The sequence below is a fragment of the Catellatospora sp. TT07R-123 genome, from assembly GCF_018327705.1.
Taxonomy (GTDB): Bacteria; Actinomycetota; Actinomycetes; order Mycobacteriales; family Micromonosporaceae; genus Catellatospora.
Map to the genome: position 1 here is coordinate 2,877,217 of NZ_BNEM01000001.1, position 24,184 is coordinate 2,901,400.

Genomic DNA, 24,184 nt, shown 5'->3' on the forward strand with positions numbered 1-24,184 from the left:
CTGTCGGCCGCATCGCCCCGGTGATCGATCTTCGGTGCGGGTGGAGCCCGTACCCTATCGGGGCACCTTTGCCCGCGGCCCGGGAGACCCATGTCTGACAACACCCTGCATGAAGAGATCGCCATCGAGCAGCAGCACGTGGACCGGGTGTACGCCCGGCTCGCCGGGCTGCGCGCCGAGGCGGCGCAGGCCGAGGCTGACGGCTACCAGCTCGCGCGCGTCGGCAACTACGGCGCCCTGGTCGAGCGCGACGCGATGGTCTTCCACGCCGCGCGCCGCCGCCACACCTTCGACGCCGAGCACGAGGGCCTGGTCTTCGGCCGCCTCGACCTGCACCCGAACCAGCTGGAGGGGTTCGACGCGGAGACCGACCCGGAGGCGGCGGGCTGGGAGAAGCGGCCCCGCTACATCGGCCGCCTGGGCGTGCGTACCGAGCACGCCGAGCCGCTGCTGATCGACTGGCGCGCCCCGGCGGCCGCCGCGTTCTACCGGGCCACCGCCGCGCAGCCGCTCGGGGTGATCCGCCGCCGCATGATCTCGTCGTTCGGCGAGAAGGTCACCGGGATCGAGGACGACCTGCTCGACCCGGCCAACGCGCCGGAGCACATGACGATCATCGGCGACGGCGCCCTGCTGGCGGCGCTGAGCCGGGCCAAGGGCACCGGCATGCGCGACATCGTCGCCACCATCCAGCACGAGCAGGACCTGGCGATCCGCTCCCCCGCGTCCGGGGTGACCCTGGTCGAGGGCGGTCCGGGCACCGGCAAGACCGCGGTGGCGCTGCACCGCGCGGCGTACCTGCTCTACGCCGACCGGGCCCGGTTCGCCGGGGGCGGCGTGCTGATCGTGGGGCCGTCGCCGGTGTTCGTGGAGTACATCGAGACCGTGCTGCCCGCCCTGGGCGAGGACTCGGCCACGCTGAAGTCGACCGGCCAGCTCGTGGTGGGCGTGAACGCCACCCGCGAGGAGACGTCCGCGGTGCGGGCGGTGAAGGGCTCGCTGCGCATGCGCCGGGTGCTGCGCCGCGCGGCCGAGGACGCCCCGCCGAGCGACCCGGACGGCCTGCGCGTCCGCTACCGGGGCGAGTGGCTGGTGCTGACCCGCCAGCAGACCGAGGACATCCGGCGCCGGGTGGGCCGGGGCAACCGGCGCAACGAGATCCGGGCCAAGGCGTTCGGCGCGGTGCTGGACCAGCTCTGGGCGCAGGCCAGGTCGAAGCTGGCCCGGCTGGATCAGTCGAAGTTCGACGAGGAGCTGACCGAGCACGAGGGCTTCCGCACCTTCCTCAAGGCGTGGTGGCCGATCGTGTCGCCGGTGCAGGTGCTGGGCTGGCTGGCCGACCCGAAGCGGCTGCGCCGCTACGCCGACGGCACGCTGTCCGGCGAGGAGCAGCGGCTGCTGACCCGCGCCCTGGCGCCGCTGCGCGAGCAGGGGCCCAGCATCGACGACGTGCCGCTGCTGGACGAGCTGCTCGAACTGGTCGGCACGCAGCCGGTGCCCAAGCGGCGGCGGCGCGAGGCGTACACGGTGGGCGGGGTGCGCGAGGTCGCCACGGCGTACGAGCGCGCCCGCGCCAGCCTGGCCGCCGACCCCCGCGCGCGCGACTACCGCGACTACGCGCACGTGGTGGTCGACGAGGCGCAGGACGTGACCCCGATGCAGTGGCGCATGATCGGCCGCCGGGGGCACGCGGCGAGCTGGACCATCGTCGGCGACCCGGCCCAGACGGCCTGGACCGGCGACCCGCGCGAGCCGGGCCGCGCCCGCGACGAGGCGCTGGGCGGCCGCAAGCGGCACCCGCACCGGCTGACCACCAACTACCGCAACTCCACCGAGATCTTCGAGGTCGCCGCCGAGGTGATCCGCCAGGTCTCGCCGGACCTGCCGCTGCCCAGGGCGGTGCGCAGCACCGGCGTGGCCCCGGTGCACCGCGTGGTCGAGCCGTCGGCGCTGGAGCGGGCGGTGCGGGAGGCGGTGGCCGGGCAGCTCGGCGAGGTCGAGGGCACCGTCGGCGTGATCACCGCCGACGCGCGGGTGCGCGCCGAGGTCCGCGGGTGGCTGGCCGAGCACGAGCAGGACCGGCTGCGGGTGGTCACCGCGCTGGAGGCGAAGGGGATGGAGTACGACGCCGTCGTGCTCGTCGAGCCCGCCGCGATCACGGGCGGCACCGACGCGGGGCGCCGCACGCTGTACGTCGCCCTGTCCCGCGCCACCCAGCGCCTGGTCACCGTGGCCAGCCGGCCCTGGCGCCCGCCGGCGCGCGCGGGGCACTCCGCCTAGCATCGACGCTGGCCTATCCAGAAGACGGATCTTGGAAAATCGTCCTCTGGATAGGCCAGCGTCGATTAAAACGGGTCAGCGGCCGGCAGTGTCGATCAGCGACGGGTCACCAGTCGGAGTTGAGGCCGCCCAGGCCCATGCGGATCTGGTCGAACAGGTTGCCGTCGTTGTCGTCGGTGAAGCACAGCGCGATCTCGCCCCAGGCGGAGACGGCCACGACGCCCTGCTCCTGGCGCCCGGTGGTCGTGTCGGTGTACGACTGCGCCGCCAGGCGGCCCGCGGTGGTGCCGTCGGGGTTGTAGCCGCGCGCCCACACGTCCAGGCCGTTGGCCGGGGTGGTCCAGGCGACCACCGTGTTGGCCTGGTCGTCGATACCGACGCTCGGCGAGACGGCCCCCGCCTCGCTGGACACCTCGACGTCGTTGTGCCGGGCGGTGCCGTCGGCCTTGAACGAGCGCGCCCACACCCCGGCGGTGCCGGTGTGGTCGGACTCCCAGGCGACGGTGAAGTCGCCGGTGAAGTCCGCCGCGATCGAGGCGTGCCACTGCTGGTTGCCGCCGTTGAAGTTGGCGGCGCGCCGGGTCAGGTTCACGGCGCCGTTGGCGCGGGCCAGGCGGACCAGGCCGATGTTGTAGTACGCGTTGGCGTCGGCGTCCTCGTCCCAGACGACGAGCGCGTCACCGGAGGCGGAGACGGCGACGTCGGGGCGGTGGTGGGTGCCGGTGGTCTGGCTGGCGGTCACCTCGTACGCCTTGGTGGTGACGTTGGTGAACCCGGCGGCCTTGACCGTGGACACGGTCGCGCCGTCGGCGATGTCCTCCCACACCACGGTGAACGCGACCGCGGTGGTGCTGCTCGGGCTGCCGTCCGGGTCGACCGCCACCTTCGGGACGATCTGGTTGCCTGCGGTGCTCGCGTTGGCGCGCCCGGAACCCAGGACGGTCCCGGTCGGCCCGACCACCTGGTACGGGATGTTGAAGGCGCCGTTGCCGTCCGGGTCGTCGGCCCAGACCACCACGGCATTGCCCTTGTCGTCGAGGGCGACGTCCGGGGTGATGTGCTTCCAGCTGGTCCCGGCGGTGCCGCCGGTGGACAGCTGCTTCTCGTAGACGGCGGTGCCGTCCTTGAACAGGCGCAGGAAGATCTCCGAGTGCGCGTTGTCGGCCGGGGCGGTGGTGTCGCGGTCGTCCTCCCACACCACGGCGACGTAGCCGTTGCGGTTGGTGGCGACGGCGGCGCCGTCCTGGTCGCCGGTGGCGACGCTGTTGGCGGTCGACCAGGTGACCGTGGCGGGTGCGGCGTGGGCCGGGACGGCCACGGCCAGGCTGAGCGCGACGGCGGTCAGCGAGACACCGGCCAGGGGTGCGAAGCGGGTCATGGGTACGGGTTCTCCTAGATCTGCTGCAGGCCGGGCTGGCCGTCGGCGATGACGTACGAGCGCAGCGTGCTCACGGGCGCGCCGTGCTCGGTGACGGTGGCCACCGAGCGGAAGTCGGCCCGGACCTGGCTCTGGCTGATCGTGGTGAGCACGTAGCCGCGCCGGTCGGAGTAGAACTTCAGGTGCGGGTTGGTCGCCACGTCCGGGATGGCGGTCGTGGCGGTGCCGTTGCCGCCCGAGGTGATCGAGGTGCAGACCAGCTCGGTGCCGATGGTCGCCGAGCCGGCGTTGGCGTAGTCGGCCTTGAGGTTGTTGGCCCAGGCGGCGTGCACGTCGCCGGTGAGCACGAGCGGGTTGCGCACCTGCCGGTCGAGCCAGCCCTGCTGGATGCGGGCGCGCGAGGCGCGGTAGCCGTCCCAGGCGTCCATGCTGGACGCGCCCGCCGTGTCGAACCGGCGGGCGAAGAAGACCTGCTGGCCCAGGATGTCCCAGGTGCCGTAGTGCTGGGCCAGGCCGTCGAGCAGCCACGCCTCCTGGGCGGTGCCGGGCAGGCTGCGGCTGGCCAGGTCGGCGTCGGCGCAGACCTTCCAGCCGTCGCCGCAGGCCTGGTCGTTGCGGAACTGGCGGGTGTCGAGCATGTGGAACGTGGCCAGGTTGCCCCAGCGGACCCGGCGGTAGAGGGGGATGCTGTTGCCGACCGGCGCCTGGGCGGGCCGCAGCGGCATGTTCTCGTAGTACGCCCGGTAGGCGTCGGTGCGCCGCTGGGTCCACTGCGCGGTGGTCAGCGCCGGGCTGCTGTCGTTGCGGACCATGTTGGCGTAGTTGTTCTCGACCTCGTGGTCGTCCGGCACGACCAGCCACGGCGCGACGGCGTGCGCGGCCTGGAGATCCGGGTCGGACTTGTACAGGGCGTACCGGCGGCGGTAGTCGGCCAGCGACACGATCTCGCTGCCCACGTGCTCGCGGACCGAGCCGGCGGTGGCGGCGTCCTCGTAGATGTAGTCGCCGAGGTGCAGGATCAGGTCGGGGTTGTCCTCGGCCATCCGCCGGTAGGCGGTGTAGTAGCCCGACTCGTAGTGGGCGCAGGAGGCGAAGGCCATCACCAGGTCGCGGCCGAAGGTGCCGACCGCGGGGGCGGTGCGGGTGCGCCCGACCGGCGAGATGTGGCCCTGGGCGCGGAAGCGGTAGTAGTAGTCGCTGTCCGGGTTGAGCCCGCCCGCGACCACGTGCACCGAGTGCGCGTCGGCGTAGCGCGCGTTGACCGTGCCCGAGGCGACCAGCGTGGCGAAGGTCGAGGTGGTGGAGACCTGCCAGTCGACGGCGACGTCGGCGTTGGCCATGCCGCCCTGGCCGTCGGCGTTGAGCGGGGACGGGGCCAGGCGGGTCCACAGGACCACGCTGCTCGCGTCAGGCTCGCCGGAGGCGATGCCGAGTTTGAAGGGAAAGGGCGCGGCAGCGTACGCGAGGCTGCCGGCGGTGAGCGCGGATCCGACTGCGGCGAGTCCGCCCAGGACGAATGTGCGACGACCAAGGGGGTTCATGGGCCGTAGATTCATTGATACATATGAACATAATCTTGATGTTTCGTGAACTCAGAATGGCTACGAACGCTCCAGATCGGCCACAGAAGTCCTACACGCGTGAAGGGCGTCTCCGCCTCGCATTGCGAAAGCGAAAACGCCCTTCACCACCAGCAGCGGCGTGACCTGCGGGTCTTCAGTGGACGGTCGGCTCCGTCCGCCTGACCGCCCGGACCGAACCGGCGGGGACCGTCACCCCGCCCGTCCACATGCTGCCGTCCAGCAGGTCCACGCCGCCGACGTCGAGGACCGCCAGATCCTGCTCGCCGTGGTTGATCAGGAACACGACGTCGCCGCGGCGGACGTACTCCAGGTCGTCGGGCAGGTGGCGGGGGCGGTGCACCCCGGCGGCGTCCAGCGCGTCGACCAGCAGCGGGCGCAGCCGGTCGACGGCGGTCGCTACGTACCAGGCCGCGCCTCGGCCCAGGTCGTGGCGGGTGACGGCCGGGTGCCCCGCGTCGGGCCCGGCGGCGAACTCGACCACGGGCACCGCACCGGCCGGGCGCACCCGCTCCGACCACACCGCACCGCGCGAGCCGTCGGACAGCTCGACCGCCTCGCCCTCGCGCAGCGGGTGGAACTCCTCGATCGACAGGCCCAGCACCTCCCGCAGCGCCCCCGGGTACGCCCCCGGATGCACCGTGTCGTGCTCGTCGACGATCCCGGAGAAGTACGACACCAGCAGGTGCCCGCCCGACTCCACGTACCCCCGCAGGTTCTTGGCCGCCCCCTCCCCCAGCAGGTACGCGCTCGGCGCCACCACCAGCCGGTACGCCGACAGGTCCGCCCCCGGGTGCACGAAGTCGACGGTCGCGTGCTCGCGCCACAGCGCCGCGTAGTAGGCGTCGAGCCGCTCGCGGAAGCGCAGCTCCACGCTGGGCCGCCAGTCCAGTTCCAGGGCCCAGAACGACTCCCAGTCCCAGACCACCGCCACCTCGGCCGCGACCCGGGCGCCGCGCACCGGCGCCAGCCGTCGCAGCTGGGCGCCCAGTTCCACCACGTCGCGCCAGACCTGCGAGTCGGTGCCCGCGTGCGGCAGCATCGCCGAGTGGAACTTCTCCGCGCCGTAGCGGGAGGCCCGCCACTGGAAGAACAGCACCGCGTCCGAGCCGCGCGCCACGTGCGCCAGGCTGTTGCGGCGCAGCTGGCCGGGCAGCTTGGCGAGGTTGCGCGGCTGCCAGTTGACCGCGCCGGTCGAGTGCTCCATGAGCAGCCACGGCGCCCCGCCGCCCAGCGAGCGGCTGAGGTCGGCCGACATCGCCAGCTCGATGTGGTTGTCGGGGCGCTCGGCGGTCAGGTACTGGTCGTTGGCGACCACGTCCACCTCGGGCGCCCACCGCCACAGGTCCATCGACTTGCAGTTGGTGGTCATGAAGTTGGTGGTCACCGGGACGGCTGGGGTGACCTTGCGCAGGATGTCGCGTTGGAGCGTGAAGCAGGCCAGGTGCTCGGCGGAGGTGAACCGGGCGAAGTCCAGCCGCTGGGCCGGGTTGACCGCGGTGTGGTTGGCGCGCGGGGCGTCGATCTCGTCCCAGTCGCCGTAGCGCTGGCCCCAGAAGTCGGTGCCCCAGGCGTCGTTGAGGGCGTCCAGGTCCTGATAGGTGGTACGCAGCCAGCCCCGGAACGCCGTGACGCTGGCCTCGCAGTAGCACTCGCCCAGCGGGGCGCCGTACTCGTTGTGCACGTGCCACAGGACGACGGCCGGATGGTCGCGGTAGTGCTCGGCCAGCGCGCGGGCGATCCCGGCGGTGGCGGCGCGGTACTCCGGGGCGCTGGGGCAGGCGTGCTGGCGGCCGCCGACGCCGACGCGCACACCCTCGCGGTTCACCGGCAGCGTGTGCGGATGGGCCCGGGAGAACCACGGCGGCGGGGCGGCGGTCGGCGTGGCCAGGTCGACGGCGATCCCGTTGGCGTGCAGCCGGTCGACCACCTCGTCGAGCCAGCCGAACTCGTACCGCCCCGGGGCGGGTTCCAGCCGCGCCCAGGCGAAGACGCCGAGGCTGACCAGGTTGACCCCGGCCGCGCGCATCAGCGCCACGTCCTCCTCGTGCACCTGGCGGGGCCACTGCTCGGGGTTGTAGTCCCCGCCGTAGGCCAGGCCCCCGAGCCGGGTGCTGATGCTGTCGACCACCGATCCCCCTTAGTTCTGTGAACGTGCACAGTAGCGGAAGCGCCCGGCACACGGAAGCCCGACACACCGGGAAACCTGGCCATGTAACGAGTTTGCGAACGTACCTTGACGGGTGTGTAACGGCCAATCCACACTGTTGCGCACTGTGAACGTTCACAGAAACTCGCCATTTCAACGGAGGACCCATGCGCACGAAACGGCTCAGGACGGTGCTCACCGCCCTGCTGGTCGGGGCCCTGGCGGCCGGCTGCTCCAGCAGCCCGGACGAGGCGGCGCCGCAGGAGACCGGGCCGGTCGACCTGACCTATTGGACCTGGGCACCGAACATGGACAAGATCGCGGCGGTCTGGAACGCCGCGCACCCCGACATCCACGTCACCGTCAGCAAGCAGGCCGGCGGTGACGAGGCGGCCGCCAAGTTCCTCACCGCGGCCAAGGCGGGCAACGCGCCCGACCTGATCCAGGCCGAATACCAGATGCTGCCGTCGTTCGTGGCCGCCGAGGCCGTCGCCGACATCAAGACCGAGGTCTCCGCCGCCAAGGCGCAGTTCAGCGACGGCATCTGGGGCCTGGTCACGCTGGGCACCGACGGCGTGTACGGCCTGCCGCAGGACAGCGGCCCGATGATGCTCTACTACCGCACCGACCTGTTCACCAAGTACGGCATCGCCGTCCCGAAGACCTGGGACGAGTACGCCGCCGCGGCCCGCACCGTGCACGCCAAGGACAAGAGCGTCTACCTGGGCGGCTTCTCCAGCAAGGACCCGGGCTGGTTCGCGGGCCTGGCCCAGCAGGCCGGCGGCCAGTGGTGGTCGATCAACGGCGACGCGTGGAAGGTCGGCATCGACGAGGGCCCGACCCGCAAGGTGGCCGACTTCTGGGGCGGCCTGGCCGCCGAGGGCGTCGTGGACACCCAGGCCGCGTGGACCCCGGAGTGGAACGCCGCGCTCAACGGCGGCAAGCTGCTGTCCTGGGCCTCGGCCGTGTGGGCGCCGGGCGTGCTGAGCAGCAACGCCCCCGACGGCAAGGGCAAGTGGGCCATCGCGCCGCTGCCGCAGTGGAGCGCCGGGGAGTCGTACAGCGGCTTCTGGGGCGGTTCCTCCATCGCGGTCGCCGCGGGCTCCAAGCACCGCGCCGCCGCCGCGCAGTTCGCCACCTGGCTCAACACCGACGCCAAGGCGCTCGACCTGCTGATCAAGGAGGCCGCGATCTACCCGGCGGCCAAGGGCGGCCAGGCGCTGCTCACCACCGCGCCGGACTACTTCGCCAACCAGCCCGACTTCTGGGCCCAGGCCACCGCGATCTCGTCCTCGGCGCGCGGCTTCACCTTCGGCCCGAACGTCAACGTCGCCTACAGCGCGTACAAGGACGCCTTCGACAAGGCGGTGCAGCAGAAGTCCTCGTTCGGGGCCGCGCTGACCGCGGTGCAGGAGGCCACCCTGGCCGACATGAAGAAGTCCGGCTTCACGCTGGTGCCCTGACCGATGACCACGCAACGCAAGGGCGCCCGCGCATCGCGCGCGGGCGCCACCCCCTACCTCTACCTGGCCCCGGCGGTGGCGCTGTTCGCCCTGTTCGTGGCCGCGCCGATCGGCTACACCGCGTACCTGAGCCTGCGCCGGGTCAAGTTCTCCGGCCTCGGCCTGGGGAAGCGGTCGCGCACCGAGATCTTCGTCGGGCTGGACAACTACCGGGCGGCGCTGGCCGACGGCGAGTTCTGGGCCGGCTGGGAGCGGGTGCTCGGCTACGCCGCGATGGTGCTCACGCTCATGCTCGGCCTGGCGCTGCTGTTCGCGCTGCTGCTGGACTCCGCGAGGGCACGGCTGCCCCGCTTCTCCCGTATCGCCATCTTCCTGCCGTTCGCCGTCCCCGGCGTCGTCGCCACCCTGCTCTGGGGCTTCCTCTACCTGCCCAGCCTGAGCCCGATCCACGCCGCCCTGCACGCCGTCGGCGTCGACGGCGTCGACCTGCTCAGCCCGTCCACCGTCGTCTTCTCCATGGTCAACGTGGCGGTCTGGGGCGGCACCGGCTTCAACATGCTGGTCCTCTACACCCAGCTGCGGGCGGTGCCCCGCGACTACTACGAGGCCGCCCGCATCGACGGCGCGGGCGAGCTGGCCATCGCGCTGCGCATCAAGATCCCCATGCTGGCACCGGCCCTGGTGCTCACCACCGTGTTCTCGATCATCGCGACGATGCAGGTGTTCACCGAGCCGACCACCCTGCGCTCCCTCTCCAACTCGGTCAGCTCGACCTGGAGCCCGCTGATGAACGTGTACGGCGACGCCTTCGTCACCGGCGACCTCTACTCCGCCTCGGCGACATCACTGGTCATCGCGCTGATCGCGCTCGTGCCCTCGCTGGGCTTCCTGCGGCTGGTCCGCCGCCGCGCGTTCGGGGAGGAACGATGAGCATCACCACTTCCGCCGGCGGGGCGGGCCGGGTCCGCCGCCCGCTCGGCATCATGCCCACCGCCGTCCTGCTGCTCGGGGCGCTGTACTGCCTGCTCCCGGTGGCCTGGGTGCTCGTGGCCGCCAGCAAGACCCGGGGCGAGCTGTTCTCCACCACCGCGTTCGCCCCCGGCACCGGGCTGCTGGAGAACCTGTCCGACCTGTCCGCCTACCGCGACGGCATCTTCTGGCAGTGGATGGCCAACACGGCCCTCTACGCCGGAGTCGGCGCGGTGCTGTCGACCGCCGTCTCCGTCCTGGCCGGATACGCCCTGGCCAAGTTCCGCTTCTTCGGCCAGAACCTGATCTTCAACATACTCATCGGCGGCATCCTGGTGCCGTCCGTCGTCCTCGCCGTCCCGCAGTACCTGCTGCTGGCCAAGGCGGGCCTGGCCGACACGTACTGGGCGGTGCTGCTGCCCAGCATCCTGCACCCGTACAGCATCTATCTGGCCCGTATCTACGCCGCCGCCGCCATCCCCGACGCCCTGCTCGAAGCCGGGCGCATCGACGGGGCGAGCGAGAGCCGGCTGCTGCGGGTGGTCGCAGTGCCCCTGATGGGGCCGGGCATGGTGACGATCTTCCTGTTCCAGTTCGTCGCGATCTGGAACAACTTCCTGCTGCCGTTCATCATGCTCGCCGACGACCACCGGTTCCCGCTCACCGTGGGGCTCTACACCCTGCTGGTGACCGGTGCCAACCAGCCCGCCCTGTACAACCTCGTCATCACCGGCGCGCTGCTGTCGATCATTCCGCTGATCGCGCTGTTCCTCACCATGCAGCGGTACTGGCGCACTGACCTCTCCGGCGGGTCTGTGAAAAGCTGATGCCTGTGACCAACAGCAGGCGGCGGCCGACGATCCACGACGTGGCCCGTGCCTCGGGAGTCTCCCGGGGCACGGTGTCCCGCGCCCTCAACGGCGACCCCTACGTCAGCACCGCCGCCCTGGCCGCGGTGAAACGCGCCGTCGCCGAGACCGGATACGTCGTCAACCGCAACGCCCGCAGCCTCGTCACCCAGCGCACCGGCACGGTCGTCATGGTGCTGTCCGAGCCGCAGGAGAAGCTGTTCGAGGACCCGAACTTCAGCGTCCTGCTCCGGGTGGCCACCCGGCGGCTGGCCCAGCGCGACGTCGCGCTGGTCATGATGGTCGCCGGGGACGACGGCGACCGCGAGCGGGTGGTGCGCTACCTGCGCGGCGGCCACGCCGACGGGGTGCTGCTGCTGTCGGCCCACGCGGGCGACCCGCTGCTGGAGGAGCTGGAGAGCCTGGCGCTGCCCGCGGTGGCGTGCGGGGCGGTGCTCGGGCGCGAGGGGCTGCCGTACGCGGCCGCCGACGACCGCGAGGGCGCCCGGCAGATGACCCGCTACCTGGTCGACCAGGGCCGGAAGAAGATCGCCACGATCACCGGGCCGCTGGACACCCCCGGCGGCCTGAACCGGCTCGAAGGATTCTGCGACGTCCTGGGCCGCAAGGCGGCCAAGAAGCTGATCGCGCACGGCGACTACACCCGGAACGGCGGCGAGGCCGCCATGAACGAGCTGCTGGACCGGGTGCCCGGCCTGGACGCGGTGTTCGTCGGGTCCGACCTGATGGCGGCCGGGGCGCTGGCCGCACTGCGCGCGCGGGGGCTGCGGGTGCCCGAGGACGTGGCGGTGGGCGGGTTCGACGACTCGGCCGTGGCCGGGTCCACGCACCCGCGGCTGACCACGGTGCGCCAGCCGCTGGAGCAGGTGGCGACGGAGACGGTACGCATGCTGCTGGAGCTGATCGACGGGGCGGAACAGGTCGAACCGGTGGTCCTGCCGACGGAACTGGTCCCCCGCGAGTCGGCCTGACCCGCCGCAACTCCCACACCCACCACCCCTGGCCACCCGCCGCTCCTGGCCACGCCTCCCCACCCCGTTCTTAATAAACGTTGGCCTATCTCATCGACTTCGATCTCGTCTCAGTCGATGTGATAGGCCAACGTCTATCTAAAACGGGAGCGTCAGCGCCAGGTGTCCGACAGGCTCACCGTGCACGGGGCCGTGGTCGGGGTGGTCGCCGACCGGTTCGGGTCACTCTCCCAGGTCACGTTCCCCGACCCGTCCTTCTTGATGTACTTGTACGTGAACGAGGTCCCCGCCGGCAGCGACACCGACCCGGTCCACACCGGGTACGACGCACTCGACAGCGCCACCGCGCTCCCCGTGCTCCACGAGCCCAGCGCCGCGATCGACCCGACCACGTACACGTTCTGCCCCCACACCGTCGTCGCGTTGACCGCGAACGCCCCGGTGACGGCCGAGCAGGTCGACCCGGTCGGCGAGGCCGACGGCGACGGACTGGTCCCGCCGACCGTGTTCCACGTCTCGCTGTAGGTCACCGCGCACACCCCCGTCGGCACGGTGTGGCTCCGGTTGCCGATGCTCTCCCAGGTCACGTTCCCGGACCCGTCCTTCTTGATGTACTTGTACTCGAAGGACGTGCCCGCCGGGAGGTTCACCGTCGCCCGCCACACGGGGTAGGACGCGCTGGACATGGCCACCGCACTGGCGGTGTTCCACGAGCCCAGGGCCGCGATGCTGCCCGCGACGTACACGTTCTGCCCGGTGGTCGTGGTGGTGTTCGACTCGAACGTGACGGCGACGCTGCTGCACGCGGTCGAGGTGGGGCTGGGGCCGGCCGAGGTGGTCGGCGACGGCGAGCCGGTGACCATCGCACCGGTGTGGATCGCCAGCGCGGTGTTGCCTGCCACGCTGACCGTCGCCTGGCCGGAGGAGCTGACCGTCACGGTCGCCCCGGAGCAGGTGCCGCCGGAGAAGTTCGCGACGGCGATGTTGCAGTAGGTGCCCGCGGGCAGGCCGGTGCTGAAGGTGGTGCTCCAGGTGGCGCTGTCGCGGTTGAACGCGGCGAAGCCGGTGGCGCCGCGGCCGAACGCGATCCGGTTGGCGGCCGGGGAGGTCCAGTTGGTCACGGCCGTACCGGTGACGGCGTTGTGGAATCCGACCAGGTTGGCCACCGTGGTCTTGCGGTGCTCGCACTCCCAGCCGGAGCCGCAGACCACCTGGTTGGTGGTGCCGTTGGTCGACGGCGGACCGGCCTCGTTGTTGCTGAAGGTGAAGCTGCTCATCAGCGCCGGGGTGCCGTACGGGTAGGCCAGGCTGAACGCGGCGGCCAGCGCGTGGGTCTGCCCGTCCTTGTACGTCAGCCGCGCCCGCCCGTTGCGCTGGGTGTCGTGGTTGTCCACGAAGTTGACCGCGTCGCCGCTGCCCAGGGCCATCTGCGAGGCGAGGTTGTTCAGGTTGGACAGGTTCGCGTCGCGGAACGCGTTGCCGACCACGTCACCGTAGCGGAACTCGGTGACGTCGCCGAGCCCGGCGTACTCGGTGGGCGGGAACGCGGTGTCCTCGATGACCTCCTGGTAGATGTACGGGTTGCCGGTGAGGCCGCCGTAGATCGCCTGGAGGTCGGCGACGGGGATGTGCTTGGCCGCGTCGACCCGGAACCCGTCCACGCCGACCGAGATCAGGTCGTTGAGGTACGCGGTGAGCTTGCCGCGCACGTACGAGGTCTCGGTGGCCAGGTCGGACAGGTCGACCAGCTCGCAGTTGAACACCTCCCAGCGGTCTCCCCAGTTGACGATGTCGTCGCTGCCGTTGCGGCCGCAGTGGTGGAAGTCGGCGCTGGAGTACAGGTTCGGGTAGTTGTAGTGCGAGTACGTCGACCCGGCCGAGCCGGTGCCGGTGGAGGCGCCGCCCGCCATGTGGTTGATGACGGCGTCGACGTAGATCTTCACGCCCGCCGCGTGGCAGGTGCTGACCATGTTGGCGAACGCGGCGCGGTCGCCGCGGCGGCTGATCAGCTGGTAGCTGACCGGCTGGTAGTCCTGCCACCACGGGTAGCCGGAGCCGCTGAGCACGACGTGCTCCTGCGGCGGGCTGACCTGCACCGCGCCGAAGCCCTTGGGGCCCAGCACGTTGGTGCACTCGCTGGCGACCGAGTTCCACGGCCACTGGAACAGGTGCACGATGACGTCGTGGGAGCCGGGGTTGGCGTCGGCCTTGGCCGGGGTGAGGCGGGGTGCCGGCTGCCAGCCGGCGATCACGGCCAGCGCGGCCGCGAGCAGCAGCGACAGCGCCGCTGCGGCGAGGGGACGGGTGCGGGTGGTCACGAGTTTCCTCCTGGGGTCAGGGAGGGGACGGGGCTGGAAACTCTTGCGCAAGTTTCATGGATGTTAGCCCCGCGTTACCCGAGCAGTGAAGAGCTCGTCCTCGCCCGACAGATCGCTTCTATCAGGACATATACCGGCCTCACTTACAACCGATCAGCCCCGGGCGGCCCGGCGCCGCCCATCACCCCAGATCCCCGCCCCCAGCTCCCTCCTAGAAACTGCAAAATCTTTCAAAGATTCTTTAGCGGGTACGGCCGGAGCCGTGCCCGCGCTTTCGGGGAAAGTGTCGGAATCCCGGCGCCGATTCGCGCAGTTTCCCCGAAACTGCCGCACTGATGTCGCCCAACCGGGCTCGCGCAACGGATTTCGTGGCGGAGAGTGCCGGTGAGCGCGCACACAGTGTCGCTTTCCGGACGCGATATTCGTTTTCATGATTGCGCCACCGCTCCCTACCGTGAGTACACACCCCTCATCGATACGGAGAATTGCCTTGTCTGCCAAGGAGAAGTCCGGGCGCGCGATCGTGCTCGGCGCCAGCATCGGCGGCCTACTGGCCGCCCGAGCGCTCAGCGAGTCGTACGCGAAGGTCACCGTCTTCGACCGCGACGAGCTGCCCACCACCAACACCGACCGGCGCGGCGTGCCGCAGGGCGAGCACTCGCACGGCCTGCTCGCGCGCGGCCGCCAGGTGCTGGAGGAGCTGTTCCCCGGTTTCGCGGCCGACCTCGCCGCCGCGGGCGCGGTGCCGCTGGACATCCAGGGCGACGTGGTGTGGTTCAACGACGGGCACCGCATGGTGCGCGAGGCGACCGGCCTGGAGGGGCTGGCCGTGAGCCGCCCCGCGCTGGAGTCGTACGTGCGCACCCGGGTCCTGGCGCTGCCCAACGTCGAGCTGCGACCGCGGCACGAGGCGCTGGGCCTGCTCGCCACCGACGACCGCGCCCGGATCACCGGGGTGCGGGTGCTGCCGGTCGGCGGCGGCGAGGAGCAGCACCACGAGGCGGACCTGGTCGTCGATGCCACCGGGCGCGGCAACCGCGGCCCGACCTGGCTGGCCGAGCTCGGCTACGACAAGCCGGTCGAGGACCTGGTCGACCCGAAGACCGTCTACATGTCGCGCAACTACAAGCGGGTGCCGGGGCAGGGCGACTTCGCCGCGTTCCTGTGCAGCCCGTCGCCGCAGCAGCCGTACGGCGGCGTCGCGATCGCGGCCGAGGGCGACCGCTGGATGGTCACCTTCATCGCGGCGGGCGGCGCCGAGGCGCCGTCGGGCGACCCGGACACCTACCACGAGTTCGCCAAGCAGTTCCCCGGCCAGGAGCTGTACGAGCTGCTCAGCGTGGCCGAGCCGCTCGGCCCGCCGCACCGGATGCGCCTGCCCGTCAGCGTGCGCCGCCGCTACGAGCACATGAAGCGGCTGCCGCTGGGCTTCCTCGCCGTGGCCGACGCGGTGTGCAGCTTCAACCCGGCGTACGGCCAGGGCATGACCGTGGCCGCCGCCGAGGCCGCGGTGCTGCGCGACTGCCTCGCCGAGGGCCGCGAGGACCTCCAGCGGCGCTTCTTCAAGGCCGCCGCGAAGGTCATCGACGTCCCCTGGGACATCGCCGTCGGCGCCGACCTGCGCTACGACGCGGTGGTCGGCAAGCGCACGGCGAAGGGCAACTTCCTCAACGCGTACGTCGGCAAGATCCACGTCGCCGCCGCCCGCCACGCCCACGTCGGCCACGCCTTCCTCAGCGTCGCCAACCTGATGTCCGCCCCGCCCCGCCTCTTCGCCCCCGCCGTCCTCACCCGAGTCCTCCGCCCCGGCCCCACCCCCTAACCCCCACCTCGCCCCACCCCCACCCACCCCGCCCTCCCCGTTGATCATGAACTTATGGCACGGTTCGGCGGCGTGTCAGCGGCACAGCTTCCTGGTCAACAACTGCTGCGACGACGGTGTGCGACGACCACCTCGCCGCAGTCGATCAGGAAGCTGTGCCGCTGACACGCCGTCCAGCCGTGCCATAAGTTCATGATCGACGGGAAGGGCGGGCGGCGGGGCGGGGCGGCGGTGGGTGGGTGGGTGGGTGTCAGAGGGTGGGGGTGTAGCCGCCGTCGATGGTGAGGTCGGTGCCGGTGAGGTTGGCGGCGCGGGGGCCGGAGAGGAAGGCGACCACGTCGGCGACCTCTTCCGGGGTGGTGAAGCGGCCGGTGGCGGCGGCGGCCGCGACCTGCTGCTTGACCTGTTCGGCGGTGGCGCCGGAGGCTTTGGCGAACTGGTCGGCGACGCCGCCGGAGTCGAGCCACAGCGGGGTGGCGACCGGCCCGGGGCTGACCGTGTTGACCCGGATGTTCTTGGGCCCGAGCTCCTTGGACAGGGCCTTGGAGAAGTTGGTCAGGGCCGCCTTCGACGAGGTGTAGTCGATGATCGCCGGGTCGGGGTAGAACGCGTTGATCGAGCTGACCGTCACGATCGCGCCGCCGCCGCGCGCGAGCAGGTGCGGCACGGCGGCCCGGGTCGCCCGTACCGCGGACATCAGGTTGATGTTGAAGCCGGCCAGCCAGTCCTCGTCGGTGACGCTGGTGAACCCGCCCAGCCGCGGGAACACCGCGCCGACGTTGTTGACCAGCACGTCCAGCCCGCCGTACGCCGACACCGCCGCCTCGACCAGCTCCCCCGGCCCGTCCGGCGTGCCCAGGTCCACCGCCAGCGCGGTCACCGCCCCGCCGGCGGTCAGCTCGGCCAGTTCGGCCGAGACGGTACGCGCCCCGGCGGCCACCCGCGCCCCCTGCGCCGTCAGCGCGCGGACCACCGCCAGCCCGATGCCCTTGCTCGCCCCGGTGACGACCGCGACCCTGCCCGCCAGCTCCTGCTCCATGGCGATTGACGCTACGCGCGCGGCGGCGGGCGGGCCGGGGAAACGCGCAGGTCAGACGCCGGTGGTGCCGTCGACGAGCTCACGGACGACGTCGAGGTGGCCGTTGTGGCGGGCGATCTCCTCGACCAGGTGGAACAGGATCCAGCGCAGCGTCACCGGGGCGCCGTTGCGGCGCATGCTGCGCTGCGACAGCGCGTCGAGATCGGTGGCGGCGACGAGGGCGCGGTAGCGCTCGGACTGGGCGTCGTACTCGTCGAGCAGCTGGGCGATGGGGAGGTCGAGGGCGATGGTGAACTCGCGGTCGGGTTCCTCCTCGGTCCACGGCCCGGCGTCCTCCTCGCCCAGGAAGATCACCTGGAACCAGGAGTACTCCACCCAGTGGACGTGGCTGACCAGCCCGGCGACCGTCATCAGCGGCGAGCCGGGCAGCGGCGCGGTGCGGGCCGCCTCCTCGGTGATGCCCTCGCACTTTGCCCGTACGGTGGCGCGGGCGTAGTCGAGGAACGTGGTCAGCGTGGTGCGCTCGTCCCAGCTGGACGGCAGATCGGTTCGCGTCATGGGGCCGATCATGCTGGTCGGGGCGGTCGCTGTCGAACCGGTTACACGGTGGTCAGCCGAGGCCGATCGCGCGCAGCAGCGCGGCGGTGTCGGCGAGCGAGTCGAGCACGGTGTGCGCGCCCGAAGCACGCAGCTCGGCGGCGGTGGCACCGCCGGTGGCCACGGCGATCGCGGTCACGCCGTTGTGCAGGGCGCCCTCGACGTCGTGCGGGGTGTCGCCGATGACCACGACCCGGTGGCCGGGCAGGGCCACCCCGTGTTTGCGCTCGGCGCGTTCCCGGGCCAGCCGCACCAGCGTCGACCGGACCGGGTGCTCGCCGCCGTATCCGCCGACGTCCAGGTCCATCGGGCCGAGCAGGTCGAAGGCGGCCAGTTTGATCCGGGCGGCGTCGCGGACGTTGCCGGTGACCACGGTCTGCACCACCCCCGGGACCTGCGCCAGCGCGGCGACCGCCGCGGCCGCCCCGGCGAGCGCCACCCCGTCCGCCCGGATCTGCTCGCGGGCGGCCTCGGTGTGCGCCGCGAGGGTGTCCAGGAACAGGGCCACCACCCGCTCGTCGACCGGGTGGCCGTGCCCGGCCAGGGCGGTGGTGAAGAGGTAGTGGTCGGTACGGCCGCCGAAGTCGGGCAGGCCGGGCGGTTCGGCTCCGACCACCTCCCGGTACGCCGCGAGGAAGATCGCCTTACCACTGCCGCCCGCGTTGATGAGCGTACGGTCGATGTCCCACAGCACCAGGCAGTCCACGCGGGTAAGCCATCATGCCGGCGCGGGCGCTGTCAAGCCGCTGGAACGCGTTGGCGCCGCTGCGGTGCCGGGCATAGGGTCGCCGTCATGACGATCGTACGGGCGGCGACGCAGGCCGAGGCGCAGTCGTGGCAGGACGGCTGGCAGGAGCACCTGGCCGCGCACTACGCCGGGTACTCCGACCCGGCCGCGCGGCGGCAGCTGGTCGACCGGCGCCTCGGCGCGTGGCAGCGCACCCGGCACGGCACCGTGTACGTCGCCGAGGAGGACGGCCGGGTCGTCGGCCACCTCGCCATCGGGGTCTCGCCCACGGCCGACCCGACCGAGGCGTTCATCTTCCAGCTGCGCGCCCCCGGCCGGGAGGCGGCGGCGCGGGCCCTGCACGACCAGGCGTACCGGTTCGCCACCGACCGGGGCGTGCAGCGGCTCGGCGCGGTCACCCCGACCGGCGACCCGGCCGTGGACGCGCTGCTGGGGCCGTACCCGCTGCGGGCGCAGCAGATGGTCAAGGACCTGTCCGAGCCCGCCGTGCTCGCCGACGGCCTCACCGGCCGCCCGATGTCGGCCGCGGAGTACGGCCCCTGGCTGGACGGCGAGATCGTCGGCTACGCCCAGGACATCGCCGACTCCGGGTCGGCCACCCTCGACGCCGCCCGGGAGCGTTCGGCACGCGAGTTCGCCGAGCTGCTGCCCGAGGGCCTGGGCACGGCCGGGCACAGCCTGTGGACGCTGTGCGACGGCGACCGGGCGGTGGCCCACATCTGGCTGCGCCACGGCCATATGCCGGGCATGGGGTTCGTCTTCGGCGTCAACGTCTACGACGCCGAGCGCGGCAAGGGCTACGGCCGCGCGGTGATGCTGCTCGGTGAGCAGGCGACCGCGGCCGCCGGAGACGTCCAGCTCGGGCTGAACGTCTTCGGCAGCAACACGGTCGCCCGCAACCTGTACGACAAGCTCGGCTACCGGGTCGTGGACCAGTTCCGCTCCGACGACCTGTGAGCCGGGCTCACCCGCACCGCCACCGCACGGCGACCACGAGCACGCCCTCGCCCGGCATCGTCACATAACCGCCGACGGTCCGGCCGTCGGCGCTGATCGCCCGGAAGTTCGGCCGGTCGTACGGGTCGTCCGACGCGCCGGGCAGGTTCGGCAGCGCCACGGTGCCCGACGGCGACACCAGCACGTTGCCGAGGCCTTCGGCACCGACCGTCCAGCCGTCGGCGCCGAGCAGGTTGCCGCCGTGGGGCATGCGCTGCAACCGGAGCTGGAACGTGCCCAGCTCCCATCGTGCGAGCCGGACCACCGTGTCCGTACTCGAACCGGCGTAGAGCAGCGCGGTGACGAAACCGTCGCCCAGCTGGACCCCACGGACCCCCTTCAGCGGCCGGTCGTCGATCTCCTCCGGCAGCTCCAGCACCCGCTCGGTGCCGTCGGGCAGCAGCAGGACCGCCTGGTCGTGCGCGGTGGGCAGGTCCTCGTTCGGCTCCCGCACCGGACCCACGGCGGAGTCGCGCAGGACTCCCGCGATGGTCCCGTCCTCGGCGATCGAGGTGGGGTCCACGGGCACCCCGCCAGCCGTGCTCAGCGGCTGCGGGGCGCCGTAGGGTGGCCGCCAGACGACGGGGCGGCCGCCGGACATGCCCACGATCACACCGGCGGTGTTGACCGCCGCGATGATCGGGTCGGCGCCCGCGAGCCGGGTCATCCGGCCGTCCCGGTAGAGCCAGGCCGCCTTGGTGTCGCCCTCGAAGGCGGTCACCACGGCGGTGCCGTCGGCGGCGATCGCCTCGAAACCGGCGTCGGCGCCCGGTTCGCGGATCGCGCGCACCCTGCCGTCGTCCCAGATCAGCAGGCGCGGGCGGCCGTCCCCGGGGTAGGCCCGCCCGGCCAGGAACCGGCCGGTCGGATCACCCGCGGTCAGGACGCTCTTGGGCGGATAGCCCCGGGGCACCGGCAGCTGCCGCACCTCGCAGGTGCTCAGCACCGGCTTGGGCGCGGGCGACGAGGTGGCCGAGGCCGACGGGGTCGGGGTGGCCGGGTCCGGCTTCGGGTGCACCCCGAGGTGCACCGCGAGCAGCACCGCGACGGCGGCGAAGGCCGCCGCGCCCGCACCCGATCCGGCGACGCGCAGCCGCAGCGTGCGCCGCCGCCGGCGGGCCCGGATCCCGTCCAGCACGTCGTAGCGGGGCGCCTGCGCCGCGATACCGTCGAGCAGCTCCTTCAGGTCGCTCATGCCCACGCCTCCCGCGCCCGGCCGACGAGCACATGCAGCTCCGGCGCCACCTCGCGCAACTTCGCCAGCGCCGCCGAGGTCTGGCTCTTGACCGTGCCGGTCGAGACGCCGAGCGCCTCGGCCGCGTCGGCTTCGGACAGGTCCTCGAAGTAGCGCAGCACGATGACGGCCCGCTGCTTGCGGGTCAGCTTCTCCAGCGCCTGGCGCAGCAGCAGCCTGCGTACGGTGTCGGCGGCGTGGTCGCGCGCGGCCCCGGGTTCGGGCAGCGTGTCGGTGCTGCGTTCGCGGCGCAGGTGGTGGCTGCGGCGCCAGAGCGACACGTGCTCGTGATACATGATCTTGCGCAGGTACGCGTCCGGCGTCTCCACCCGCACCCTGCGCCATTGCAGGGACAGCTTGAACAGCGCGTTCTGCAGCAGGTCCTCGGCCGCGTGGTGGTCGCCCGTCAGCAGGAACGCCACCCGTGACCACCGGGCGAGCCCCGCGTGAACGAACTGCTCGAACTCCTCGTCCACTCCCGCCTCCCTCCGCCGACCGTCCGGTTGTCGCTTCCTAGACGACAGCCCCCGCCCCGATGGTTGGGGCGGAGGCTGTCCGGTGTGCGGCCGGGACCGGGTCAGGCGGTGCCGGTCTCCTCGGCGACCATCCGGCGCAGCTCGCGCTTGAGCACCTTGAGGCTGGGGCCCATGGGCAGCTCGGCGACGAACCGGAACCGGCGCGGGTACTTGTGCCGCCCGAGCCGCTCGCGCGACCACTCGGTCAGCTCCGCGGCGGTGGGCGCGGCCGCGGCGGGATCGAGCACCACGACCGCGCAGATCTCCTCGCCGTGCAGCCCGTCGGGCATCCCGACGACCGACACCTGCGCGATGGCCGGGTGGCGGGCGAGCACCTCCTCCACCTCGCGCGGATACACGTTGAAGCCGCCCCGGATGATCAGGTCCTTCTTCCGGTCGACGATGGTGACGAACCCGTCGGCGTCCTTCGTGCCCAGGTCGCCGGTGCGGAACCAGCCGTCGACCACGGCCTGCGCGGTCGCCTCGGGCCGGTTGAGGTAGCCCGCGAACACGTTGTGCCCCCGGATCACGATCTCGCCGAGCTCGCCGGGCGGCAGCAGCTCGACCCGGTCGTCGAGGTCCGCGCGGGCGATCTCGGTCTCGACGCCCCAGGCGGTGTGGCCGACGGTGCCGGGGCGCACGCCGAAGTGCGGCTGGTTGGTGGTGGCGGTGGGCGAGGTCTCCGACAGGCCGTAGCCCTCGTACACGGTGGTGGCGAAGACGGTGCTGAAGCGCTCCAGCGCCGCGACCGGCAGCGACGCGCCGCCGGAGATGCACAGGCGCAGGTGCGGCAGGTCGGTGCGGCCGGCGGCGGCTTCGAGCAGCCCCAGATACATCGTGGGTACGCCGTGGAAGACGTCGACCTTCTCCCGCACCATCAGGTCGATCGCCGCCGCGCCGCTGAACCGGGCCAGCAGCACCAGCGTGGCGCCGATGCGGAAGGCGCCGTTCATGCCGACGGTCTGCCCGAACGTGTGGAACAGCGGCAGGCAGCCGAGCACCACGTCGGTGGTGCGGGCGTCGTTGCAGTCGAACACGTTGACGATCGTGTTCATGACCAGGTTCAGGTGCGTGAGCACGGCGCCCTTGGGTTCGCCGGTGGTGCCGCTGGTGTAGAGGATCACGGCGGGGTCGGTCGGGGCGGTCGACTCGTACGACCGCAGCGGCGGCACGCCCGCGCCGACGTCTTCCAGCCGGGGAGGCAGCGCCCCGCCGTCGGGACGCGGCCCGACGCTGACCAGCGGGACGCCCGCCTCGGCGGCGGCCGCCGCGCCCAGGGCCAGCAGGGCGCTGTGGCACACCAGCACCGTGGCCCCGCTGTCGCGCAGCACGTACGCCGCCTCGGACGGGGTGAGCAGCAGGTGCACCGGCACCACCACGGCACCGGCGGCCAGCGCCCCGTAGTAGGCGCGCGGGAACTCGACCGTGTTCGGCACGATCAGCGCGACCACGTCGCCCCTGCGTACGCCGAGCTCGCGCAGGCCCGCCGCGTACGCCAGGGCCTGCTGCCACAGGTCGGTGTAGCTGACCCGCAGGTCGCCGTCGACGACGGCGGTCTTGCCGCGGTGCCGCCGCGCGCCCTCGGCCAGGACGGCGGCCAGGGACAGGGTGCTCACGACCGCACCTGCTCGGGGTAGTACACGCGGCTGACGGTCTCGGCGACACACGCGGGCTTGTCGCTGTCGTCGGTGCGCACGGTGGCCTGCGCGACCAGCTGCACCCCGCCCGGCACCGGCTCGACCGACACGATCTGCACGGTGAGCCGCACCTTCGCGCCGACCCGCACCGGGGCGGCGAACCGCACCCGGTTGAGGCCGTAGTTGACGCCCATGCTGGCGCCGTCGAACCGGTACAGGTCACGCACCAGCAGCGGCAGCAGCGACAGGGTCAGGTACCCGTGCGCGACGGTGCCGCCGAACGGGCCCGCCGCCGCCCGCTCCGGGTCGGTGTGGATCCACTGGTCGTCGCCGGTGGCGTCGGCGAACGCGTCGACGCGGCCCTGTTCGATCTGGTGCCACGGGCCGGGGCCGATGACCTGGCCCACGGCGGCGGCCAGCTCCTGCGGGGAGTGGAAGACTCTCATGCCAGGTGACCTCCGATCTTGGTGTACCCGCGCAGCAGGTCGCGGGCGATGATGAGCCGCTGCATCTCGTCGGTGCCCTCGTAGATGCGCAGCAGGCGCACCTGGCGGTACCAGCGCTCGATGGGCAGCTCGCGGGTGTAGCCCATACCCCCGTGGATCTGCATGACGCTGTCGACCAGCTTGTTGATCATCGCGGCGCCGTAGAGCTTCGCCATCGACGACGCGTGCCGGGGGTCCATGCCCTGGTCGACGGTCCACGCGGCGCGCAGGATCAGCCAGCGCGCCGCCTCCAGCTCGGTCTCGGCGTCGGCGAGCATCCACTGGATCGCCTGGTTCTCGCCGATCTTCTTCCCGAACGTCTCGCGGGTGTTGGCGTAGTCGACCGCCATCCGCAGTGCCCGTTCGCCGATGCCGACCGCGTGCGACGGGATGATGTAGCGGCCCTTGCCGATCCACTTCATGCCCAGTTCGAAACCCTGGCCGACCTCGCCGAGGATGTTGCGATGCGGCACCCGTACGCCGTCGAAGACCAGCGCCGCCGGGCCGCCCTCGCCCATCGTGGCGATGAACTCCGAGCGCCAGCCCATCGCCCGGTCCACCAGGAACGCCGTGGTGCCGCCGCCGCGTACCCCCCTGTCCCGGTCGGTGACCGCGACCACGATGGCGAAGTCGGCGTCGTCGCCGTTGGTGATGAACGTCTTCTCGCCGTTCAGCACCCAGTCGTCACCGTCACGGCGCGCGCTCAGCTTGATGTTGGCCGCGTCCGACCCGGCCCCCGGCTCGGTGATCGCGAAGCAGGAGATCCGCCGCCCCTCGATGGTGGGGAGCAGGTACTCCTCCCGCTGGGCGGCGTCGGCGTGGAACAGGATGTTGTCGGCCTCGCCGCCGAACCGGAACGGCACCAGGGTGTGCCCGATCTCGGTCCAGATCAGCGACTGGAGCACGGCGGGCAGGTCCATCCCGCCGTACGCGGCGGGGGTGGCCAGGCCCCAGAAGCCGAACGCGCGCGCCTTCGCCTGGAGTTCGCGCAGCTCGTCGCGGCGCAGACCGGGCTCATGCGCCCGCTCGCGGCGCAGCAGCTCCACCTCCAGCGGCACGACCTCCTTACGGATGAACGCGCGCGCGGTGTCGCGGATGGCCCGCTCCTCGTCGGTGAGGGAGAAGTCCACGGTG

General features: G+C 72.1%; 19 protein-coding genes. 7 read left to right on the forward strand and 12 right to left on the reverse strand.

Annotated elements, in window-relative coordinates; genetic code table 11:
- Positions 1-90 precede the first annotated feature (90 nt).
- Complete coding sequence (locus Cs7R123_RS12245) at positions 91-2,280, forward strand: ATP-binding domain-containing protein (protein ID WP_212826162.1); 2,190 nt, start codon at positions 91-93, stop codon at positions 2,278-2,280.
- Between the two features lie 106 nt (positions 2,281-2,386).
- Here the strand turns inward: Cs7R123_RS12245 and Cs7R123_RS12250 are convergent, their stop codons facing one another.
- The 3 genes from Cs7R123_RS12250 to Cs7R123_RS12260 form a co-directional block, all read right to left on the reverse strand.
- On the reverse strand, positions 2,387-3,658 hold the full coding sequence (locus Cs7R123_RS12250) for a hypothetical protein (RefSeq protein ID WP_244871774.1): 1,272 nt from the start codon (positions 3,656-3,658) through the stop codon (positions 2,387-2,389).
- A 14-nt stretch (positions 3,659-3,672) separates the two neighbouring features.
- On the reverse strand, positions 3,673-5,199 hold the full coding sequence (locus tag Cs7R123_RS12255; protein WP_212826164.1) for an alkaline phosphatase: 1,527 nt from the start codon (positions 5,197-5,199) through the stop codon (positions 3,673-3,675).
- Between the two features lie 175 nt (positions 5,200-5,374).
- Complete coding sequence (locus Cs7R123_RS12260) at positions 5,375-7,369, reverse strand: beta-galactosidase (RefSeq protein WP_244871775.1); 1,995 nt, start codon at positions 7,367-7,369, stop codon at positions 5,375-5,377.
- A 185-nt stretch (positions 7,370-7,554) separates the two neighbouring features.
- Between Cs7R123_RS12260 and Cs7R123_RS12265 the strand changes: the two genes are divergently transcribed.
- The 4 genes from Cs7R123_RS12265 to Cs7R123_RS12280 are packed head-to-tail and all read left to right on the forward strand — an operon-like array spanning position 7,555 to position 11,659.
- Positions 7,555-8,850: an ABC transporter substrate-binding protein gene (locus tag Cs7R123_RS12265; protein WP_212826166.1), complete on the forward strand. Its 1,296-nt coding sequence runs from the start codon at positions 7,555-7,557 to the stop codon at positions 8,848-8,850.
- Between the two features lie 3 nt (positions 8,851-8,853).
- Positions 8,854-9,780: a carbohydrate ABC transporter permease gene (locus Cs7R123_RS12270; RefSeq protein ID WP_212826168.1), complete on the forward strand. Its 927-nt coding sequence runs from the start codon at positions 8,854-8,856 to the stop codon at positions 9,778-9,780.
- On the forward strand, positions 9,777-10,646 hold the full coding sequence (locus Cs7R123_RS12275; protein ID WP_212826170.1) for a carbohydrate ABC transporter permease: 870 nt from the start codon (positions 9,777-9,779) through the stop codon (positions 10,644-10,646). The genes Cs7R123_RS12270 and Cs7R123_RS12275 overlap by 4 nt, the downstream gene beginning before the upstream one ends.
- Positions 10,646-11,659, forward strand: coding sequence for a LacI family DNA-binding transcriptional regulator (locus tag Cs7R123_RS12280; RefSeq protein ID WP_212826172.1), 1,014 nt, complete (start codon positions 10,646-10,648; stop codon positions 11,657-11,659). The genes Cs7R123_RS12275 and Cs7R123_RS12280 overlap by 1 nt, the downstream gene beginning before the upstream one ends.
- A 152-nt stretch (positions 11,660-11,811) precedes the next feature.
- On the opposite strand, the gene Cs7R123_RS12285 is transcribed toward Cs7R123_RS12280, so the two are convergent.
- Positions 11,812-13,977 carry a carbohydrate-binding module family 20 domain-containing protein gene (locus tag Cs7R123_RS12285; protein WP_244871776.1) on the reverse strand — a complete coding sequence of 722 codons (2,166 nt, stop codon included), beginning with the start codon at positions 13,975-13,977 and terminating at the stop codon, positions 11,812-11,814.
- A 490-nt stretch (positions 13,978-14,467) separates the two neighbouring features.
- Here Cs7R123_RS12285 and Cs7R123_RS12290 point away from each other — a divergent pair, with 490 nt between their 5' ends.
- Entirely contained in the window at positions 14,468-15,799 is a 1,332-nt protein-coding gene (locus Cs7R123_RS12290; protein WP_212826174.1) for an NAD(P)/FAD-dependent oxidoreductase, read from the forward strand.
- Between the two features lie 250 nt (positions 15,800-16,049).
- On the opposite strand, the gene Cs7R123_RS12295 is transcribed toward Cs7R123_RS12290, so the two are convergent.
- From Cs7R123_RS12295 to Cs7R123_RS12305, 3 genes are read right to left on the reverse strand one after another with little or no spacing between them, the layout of a single operon-like run.
- Positions 16,050-16,838: an oxidoreductase gene (locus tag Cs7R123_RS12295; protein ID WP_212826176.1), complete on the reverse strand. Its 789-nt coding sequence runs from the start codon at positions 16,836-16,838 to the stop codon at positions 16,050-16,052.
- 51 nt (positions 16,839-16,889) lie between these two features.
- Positions 16,890-17,396 carry a DinB family protein gene (locus Cs7R123_RS12300; protein WP_212826178.1) on the reverse strand — a complete coding sequence of 169 codons (507 nt, stop codon included), beginning with the start codon at positions 17,394-17,396 and terminating at the stop codon, positions 16,890-16,892.
- 52 nt (positions 17,397-17,448) lie between these two features.
- Positions 17,449-18,141, reverse strand: a complete 693-nt coding sequence (locus tag Cs7R123_RS12305) for a haloacid dehalogenase-like hydrolase (protein ID WP_212826180.1) — start codon at positions 18,139-18,141, stop codon at positions 17,449-17,451.
- 87 nt (positions 18,142-18,228) lie between these two features.
- On the opposite strand from Cs7R123_RS12305, the gene Cs7R123_RS12310 reads away from it, so the two are divergent.
- Positions 18,229-19,140: a GNAT family N-acetyltransferase gene (locus Cs7R123_RS12310; protein WP_212826182.1), complete on the forward strand. Its 912-nt coding sequence runs from the start codon at positions 18,229-18,231 to the stop codon at positions 19,138-19,140.
- 7 nt (positions 19,141-19,147) lie between these two features.
- On the opposite strand, the gene Cs7R123_RS12315 is transcribed toward Cs7R123_RS12310, so the two are convergent.
- The 5 genes from Cs7R123_RS12315 to Cs7R123_RS12335 form a co-directional block, all read right to left on the reverse strand.
- Positions 19,148-20,374, reverse strand: a complete 1,227-nt coding sequence (locus tag Cs7R123_RS12315; RefSeq protein ID WP_212826183.1) for a hypothetical protein — start codon at positions 20,372-20,374, stop codon at positions 19,148-19,150.
- The gene (locus Cs7R123_RS12320; protein ID WP_212826185.1) at positions 20,371-20,889 is read right to left on the reverse strand and encodes a SigE family RNA polymerase sigma factor; all 519 of its coding nucleotides are present in this window, start codon (positions 20,887-20,889) and stop codon (positions 20,371-20,373) included. The genes Cs7R123_RS12315 and Cs7R123_RS12320 overlap by 4 nt, the downstream gene beginning before the upstream one ends.
- Before the next feature lie 101 nt (positions 20,890-20,990).
- The gene (locus Cs7R123_RS12325) at positions 20,991-22,544 is read right to left on the reverse strand and encodes a long-chain fatty acid--CoA ligase (protein ID WP_212826187.1); all 1,554 of its coding nucleotides are present in this window, start codon (positions 22,542-22,544) and stop codon (positions 20,991-20,993) included.
- Positions 22,541-23,011 (reverse strand): MaoC family dehydratase, encoded by a 471-nt coding sequence (locus tag Cs7R123_RS12330; protein WP_212826189.1) that lies wholly within the window; start codon positions 23,009-23,011, stop codon positions 22,541-22,543. The genes Cs7R123_RS12325 and Cs7R123_RS12330 overlap by 4 nt, the downstream gene beginning before the upstream one ends.
- Complete coding sequence (locus tag Cs7R123_RS12335) at positions 23,008-24,180, reverse strand: acyl-CoA dehydrogenase family protein (RefSeq protein WP_212826191.1); 1,173 nt, start codon at positions 24,178-24,180, stop codon at positions 23,008-23,010. Before Cs7R123_RS12335 ends, Cs7R123_RS12330 begins: the two co-directional genes overlap by 4 nt.
- Positions 24,181-24,184: the final 4 nt, after the last annotated feature.

Coding starts and splice junctions, on each gene's coding strand:
- Cs7R123_RS12245 (WP_212826162.1), top strand. CDS start 91: ATGTCTGACAACACCCTGCATGAAGAGATCGCCATCGAGCAGCAGCAC.
- Cs7R123_RS12250 (WP_244871774.1), bottom strand. CDS start 3,658: ATGACCCGCTTCGCACCCCTGGCCGGTGTCTCGCTGACCGCCGTCGCG.
- Cs7R123_RS12255 (WP_212826164.1), bottom strand. CDS start 5,199: ATGAACCCCCTTGGTCGTCGCACATTCGTCCTGGGCGGACTCGCCGCA.
- Cs7R123_RS12265 (WP_212826166.1), top strand. CDS start 7,555: ATGCGCACGAAACGGCTCAGGACGGTGCTCACCGCCCTGCTGGTCGGG.
- Cs7R123_RS12270 (WP_212826168.1), top strand. CDS start 8,854: ATGACCACGCAACGCAAGGGCGCCCGCGCATCGCGCGCGGGCGCCACC.
- Cs7R123_RS12275 (WP_212826170.1), top strand. CDS start 9,777: ATGAGCATCACCACTTCCGCCGGCGGGGCGGGCCGGGTCCGCCGCCCG.
- Cs7R123_RS12280 (WP_212826172.1), top strand. CDS start 10,646: ATGCCTGTGACCAACAGCAGGCGGCGGCCGACGATCCACGACGTGGCC.
- Cs7R123_RS12295 (WP_212826176.1), bottom strand. CDS start 16,838: ATGGAGCAGGAGCTGGCGGGCAGGGTCGCGGTCGTCACCGGGGCGAGC.
- Cs7R123_RS12300 (WP_212826178.1), bottom strand. CDS start 17,396: ATGACGCGAACCGATCTGCCGTCCAGCTGGGACGAGCGCACCACGCTG.
- Cs7R123_RS12310 (WP_212826182.1), top strand. CDS start 18,229: ATGACGATCGTACGGGCGGCGACGCAGGCCGAGGCGCAGTCGTGGCAG.
- Cs7R123_RS12315 (WP_212826183.1), bottom strand. CDS start 20,374: ATGAGCGACCTGAAGGAGCTGCTCGACGGTATCGCGGCGCAGGCGCCC.
- Cs7R123_RS12330 (WP_212826189.1), bottom strand. CDS start 23,011: ATGAGAGTCTTCCACTCCCCGCAGGAGCTGGCCGCCGCCGTGGGCCAG.